We start from the raw sequence: 1,339 nt of genomic DNA, 5'->3' as shown, positions 1-1,339 counted from the left end.
TGACCCGTCCTGAATGAGGTTGACACCTTTCTGTTCATCAGGAAGGAAAGTCAAGTGGATCAATGGGTTAAGAGAACGCAGAAGGACTACACACTGGCCTTTAAGCTGGCGGTGGTGGATCAGGTAGAAAGAGGCGAGCTGACGTACGGGCAAGCCCAGGAGCGCTATGGCATCCAGGGTGCCTCGACCGTGCTGGTCTGGCTGCGCAAGCATGGCCGCCAGGACTGGAAGGCCGCATCATCGGGCTTCAAAGGACCCACACCCATGCAAGAGCCATCCAAGCCGCTGACACCCGAGCAGCGCATCAAGGAGCTGGAGGTGCAACTGAAGCAGGCGCAGGAGAAAGCGCAGTTCTTTGAGGCGGTGATCCATGTGCTCAAGCGCGAACATGGGGTAACCATCACAAAAAAGCCTGCTGGCAAGTCCTCCAAGAAAAGCTCGTCCAAGGGCTGAGCGTTGTGAGGGCTTGCCAGTACATGGGCATCAGTCGGCAGGCGCACTACAAGGCCCTGGCCTGCCAACGGCTGCGCGATGAACAACAGGCCAGCGTAGTGGCTATGGTCGATGAGAAGCGGCGACACCAGCCGCGCATCGGCACACGCAAGCTGCACTTCATTCTGAAGGAGCCGCTGCAGCACGCGGGCATCAAGCTCGGCCGCGATGCCTTGTTCGACATCCTGCGTCATGAACGGATGCTGGTCTTGCCCAAGCGGGCGTACCACAAGACCACCAACAGCCACCATCGCTTCCGGCGCCATCCCAACCTACTTAAAGACACAGCAGCCAAGGTGGTACCTAGCGGCTGCGAACAGCTGTGGGTGGCAGACATTACCTACCTGCCCACCAAAGAAAAACCGGCTTACCTGAGCCTGGTAACGGATGCCTATTCCCGCAAGATCGTGGGCTGGCATGTACATGAAGGGCTGGAGACTGCTCAGGTCAGCCAGGCGCTGAAAATGGCTCTGCGCAACAGGCAGACCAGCCAGAAGCTGGTGCACCACTCTGATCGGGGCATCCAATACTGTTCGGCGGAGTACCAACGCATCCATGACCGCCATGAGATCACCTGCTCGATGACCGATGGCTACGACTGCTACCAGAATGCCTTGGCAGAACGGGTTAACGGCATCCTGAAGATGGAATTCCTGCTGCACCGCCCGGCAAACCTTGAGCAGGCCAAGACCATGGAGAGCGAGTCAGTGCGTCTATACAACGAGCAGCGGCCCCACCTGTCCCTAGAATACAAAACGCCCGATGCGATGCACCGGGCGTCTCTTGCAAGCCAATTGCGGCTGGGATTCAATCCCGCATAGGTGTCAACCTATTCCAGGACGGGTCA

1 protein-coding gene is annotated in these 1,339 nt (G+C 58.3%); it reads left to right on the top strand.

What is annotated here, in order from left to right; genetic code table 11:
* The first annotated feature begins 54 nt into the window (after positions 1-54).
* A protein-coding gene (locus LPA35_RS26035; protein WP_228900250.1) for an IS3 family transposase occupies positions 55-1,313 on the top strand; the annotation gives its coding sequence in 2 pieces (ribosomal slippage) (positions 55-403 and positions 403-1,313; 1,260 coding nt in all).
* The last annotated feature ends 26 nt before the right edge of the window (positions 1,314-1,339 follow it).

It is taken from the genome of Acidovorax sp. Leaf73 (assembly GCF_916855635.1).
Taxonomy (GTDB): Bacteria; Pseudomonadota; Gammaproteobacteria; order Burkholderiales; family Burkholderiaceae_C; genus Acidovorax; species Acidovorax facilis.
This window is presented reverse-complemented; position numbering and strand designations above follow the sequence as displayed.